We start from the raw sequence: 3,271 nt of genomic DNA, 5'->3' as shown, positions 1-3,271 counted from the left end.
ATCACCGAGAGTGTGGGGGCGACGGCGCTGGGTGTGGCGTCGTCGCGGGCGGCAGAGACCCGAAGTGAGAACCCGTTGATCCGCGATCCGTTCGCGCAGGTTTTCCTCGATGCCGCTGGCGACGGGGTGTGGAACTGGCACTCCGCTGGGCAGCTGCCGGCCGAGGTCATCGAGGCCGAACCGCTGGTGCCGCTGCAGATGCAGGCGATGGTCAGCTATATGGCTTGCCGGACAGCGTTTTTCGATAACTTCTTTCTTGAGGCGACACGTGCGGGCATCCGACAGGCGGTGATCCTGGCGGCGGGCTTGGACGCGCGGTCCTGGCGGTTGCCGTGGCCCGATGGAGTGACGGTCTACGAGCTCGACCAGCCCAAGGTGTTGGACTTCAAAGCATCGACGTTGCACGAGCACGGTGCCGAGCCTGCGTGTAATCAGGTCGCTGTCCCGGTGGACCTGCGTCACGATTGGCCAACGGCATTGCAGCAGGCGGGTTTTGACGCCTCGGCGCCGAGCGTCTGGTCGGCGGAAGGGCTGACGCCGTATCTGCCTGCCGCGGCCCAAGACTTGCTGTTCGAACGTATTCATGAGCTCACGGTCGCCGGCTGTCGAGTCGCTGTGGAGGCGCTTGGGCCCGACTTCGCGGATCCCGAGTTGCGCGCCAAGCGGCGTGAGCGGATGGATCGGATACGGGCGGTGATGGCCAAAGCAGACCCGCGGCGGGAGCTCCCCCGCAACGACGAGCTGTGGTATTTCGAGGAGCGCGAAGACGTCGGCGATTGGTTTAGCCGCCAGGGCTGGGACGTCACGGTGACAACGACCCCTGAGCTGATGGCCAGCCACGACCGTCGGCCACCCGAAGAGGTCGCAGACACTGCCCCGCACAACTTGTTCGTGGCCGCGCAGCGGGCGTAAGGGTAGCGGCTGCTACTTGGCTTCCCTGACTCGGGGGATGTGCCAGCTGCCATCCAGGATCGTCGGCGGTGTGCTGGTAGGCCAGCACAGCCGCAGCATCAGGATGAACCGATCCGTCGGCGCGGGCAGCCAGTTGGATTCCTTGTCCGCACCGGAGTGAGTCGGCAATGGCATAATGATGGCATGAATCGCATACGGCTCAGTACGACGGTGGATGCGGAACTCCTCGGCAGTGCCCGGAGTGCGCGGTCGGGAATCACGGATGCCGCCCTCATCGATGAGGCCCTCGCTGCACTTCTCGCTCGCCACCGATCCGCCGAGGTCGACAGCGGCTATGCAGCCTATGACGAACACCCGGCTGAGGAGCCGGATGAGTGGGGCGACCTGGCATCGTGGCGGCGGGCGGCGGGCGCATCATGAGTGCGCTGCCGGCTCGTGGTGAGGTGTGGTGGTGCGAGCTGGCAGAGGTCGGCCGGCGCCCGGTTGTCGTCCTCTCGCGTGACGCGGCGATCCCTCGACTTCGACGTGCCCTCGTCGCGCCATGTACGACAACGATTCGAGGACTCGCCAGCGAGGTCGTTCTAGAACCGGGTTCCGACCCGATACCGCGCCGTTCGGCGGTCAACCTGGATTCGGTGGAAAGCGTCTCCGTCGCGGTCTTGGTTGGCCGGCTTGGCCGGCTTGCCGGCACTCGGATGCGCGAAATCTGCGAAGCCCTTGACATCGCGGTCGACTGCGCCAGTTGATCCGAAGCAGTCGCAATCGTCCACTCGGTCCCCGCTGACCGCACTCTCTGGGCTGGCTGGTCTACTGCGTCCCTGGACTAATGGCCAGCTACGACCACACGCCAGCCAAAGAGGTCCACTTGTTTGTTGCCGCGCATTTGAGGTTCTGCGCACGAAGCGCGCACCCACGCCAGACTTGAGCTGCTGCCCCGTGTCGGTCACTTCGCTCACGTGGAGGCACCCAACACGGTGGTCGAGCTGATCGAGGACTTCATCGCGACCAGCGACCGCCGGGATGTCGGCAGCCCACAACTGAGCTCGGAGCCCGCGCTGGGCTCAGCGACCTCAGCGGAGGGCGCCGGGGGTCCACGCCGGCCAGGCCGGCGAGCCAATGAGGAAGCCGTCGTTTACCTGGGCGACGATGCGGGGGCCTTTCAGTCCGCTGTTGTCGTACACGGTCGCCGAATCGCATCGGGTGATCGCGGCGGCGACAAGCCCCCAAAGACGTTGGTAGCGTTCGCGAATCTTATGCTCGGGCACATGATGTCCGCCAGCGCTGACCCGGTGCCGGACCCGCTCGACCCCCAGCTCCTCGGGGATCAACAGGACGTGCAGGACGATCGTGTAGTCCGCCGCGTGGGCGGCATCGATCAGATCCAGTTTTGACGGATGGGAAAACACCGTCTCGGCGATGAACGATGCGCCCAGCTCGATGAGCTTGGCCCTCGTCTCTGCCGCCACCCGCGCGGCCTGGTACGCATGCGAGGCCGGGTCATCAGGCCAGCGTTGTCTGGCGATCTCGTCGGCGTTGACGAAGGCGCTGCCGGGCAGCAGTGGCGCCAGGGTCAGTTCGACGAACGTCGACTTGCCGGCTCCGTTGGGTCCGACGACGAGATCGAGCCGCTTCATCGGGTGGGCGCGGCGCTGGCCTTCCCGCGTCGTGGTGCTCGCCGTTTCGTGGCCACCACGGCCGAGGACCCATCAGGGCGGTGCTCGACGATGTCACCGTTCTCGTCGAGGGCCACGGTGGTGATGCCACGCTCGGCCATCAGGGTCCCGTAATTCGATGCCGCCAATTTCTCTTGGACGGCCGCGGCGATCTCGGCGTTGAACACCGCGCCCTCTTCGACGCTCAGTTCGCGCAGCTCCAGATCGCCGGTCAGTGCGGCCTCGACCCGGCGCCGGGCCGCCGTCTGCTGACTCGACACGGCGCGTCCCACCCGCGCCCAGTGGTCGAGCTGCTGCTTGGCCGAGCGGCTTTGTCGCGCACCCTCGGCGGCTGCGCTGTCCATCAAGTCGGCGGCGACGCGGGTCACTCGATCAGTGGTGTTCCCCATAGCGCCTCCCGATGTAGCAATCTGCTTCAACTGTAACACATTGCTACAGGTTGAGCCGCCCAGCCAATAGGCCGCCAGGTCGCGGTCGAGGCCAGCCCATCTCGAGACGCCCACTCAAAGTGCCAAAGTGACGACTATGCAGTAATAGACAGCTATGCGGTCACGAAGGGCTTTCGCCGCGTTGGTGGTGGCGGTGGGCTGCGTGGTGTTGACCGGCGCTCCGCTCGCGGCGCGCGCCGACAAGCCTCCGTTCGTCACCAACCCTGCCGGCCAGGTCGACACGCTCATCGGCACCGG

At 66.1% G+C, this 3,271-nt stretch carries 5 protein-coding genes and 2 pseudogenes; 4 read left to right on the top strand and 3 right to left on the bottom strand.

From position 1 onward, the window contains the following. On the top strand, window positions 1–912 hold a 912-nt coding region (locus tag WAN71_RS10660), incomplete at its 5' end, for a class I SAM-dependent methyltransferase (protein WP_422225295.1). A gap of 12 nt (window positions 913–924) precedes the next feature. Here the strand turns inward: WAN71_RS10660 and WAN71_RS10655 are convergent. After that, complete coding sequence (locus WAN71_RS10655; protein WP_422225294.1) at window positions 925–1,080, bottom strand: hypothetical protein; 156 nt, start codon at window positions 1,078–1,080, stop codon at window positions 925–927. On the opposite strand from WAN71_RS10655, the pseudogene WAN71_RS10650 reads away from it, so the two are divergent. The 3 genes and pseudogenes from WAN71_RS10650 to WAN71_RS10640 form a co-directional block, all read left to right on the top strand. Further along, window positions 1,081–1,332: pseudogene (locus WAN71_RS10650) on the top strand (antitoxin); the annotation flags it as partial. It lies immediately after the preceding gene. Next, window positions 1,329–1,658, top strand: coding sequence for a type II toxin-antitoxin system PemK/MazF family toxin (locus tag WAN71_RS10645; RefSeq protein WP_422225293.1), 330 nt, complete (start codon window positions 1,329–1,331; stop codon window positions 1,656–1,658). The pseudogene WAN71_RS10650 and the gene WAN71_RS10645, both read left to right, overlap by 4 nt. A gap of 144 nt (window positions 1,659–1,802) precedes the next feature. Next, window positions 1,803–1,949 (top strand): annotated as a pseudogene (locus WAN71_RS10640) (alpha/beta fold hydrolase); the annotation flags it as partial. 33 nt (window positions 1,950–1,982) lie between these two features. Here WAN71_RS10640 and WAN71_RS10635 read toward each other — a convergent pair. After that, window positions 1,983–2,546 carry a zeta toxin family protein gene (locus WAN71_RS10635; protein ID WP_422225292.1) on the bottom strand — a complete coding sequence of 188 codons (564 nt, stop codon included), beginning with the start codon at window positions 2,544–2,546 and terminating at the stop codon, window positions 1,983–1,985. Then, the gene (locus WAN71_RS10630) at window positions 2,543–2,974 is read right to left on the bottom strand and encodes a TA system antitoxin ParD family protein (RefSeq protein WP_422225291.1); all 432 of its coding nucleotides are present in this window, start codon (window positions 2,972–2,974) and stop codon (window positions 2,543–2,545) included. The genes WAN71_RS10635 and WAN71_RS10630 overlap by 4 nt, the downstream gene beginning before the upstream one ends. Window positions 2,975–3,271 lie beyond the last annotated feature (297 nt).

The organism is Mycobacterium sp., from assembly GCF_049280035.1.
GTDB lineage: Bacteria > Actinomycetota > Actinomycetes > Mycobacteriales > Mycobacteriaceae > Mycobacterium.
Note: the sequence above shows the minus strand (reverse complement) of the source record. Positions and strands in the feature narration are given on the sequence as shown.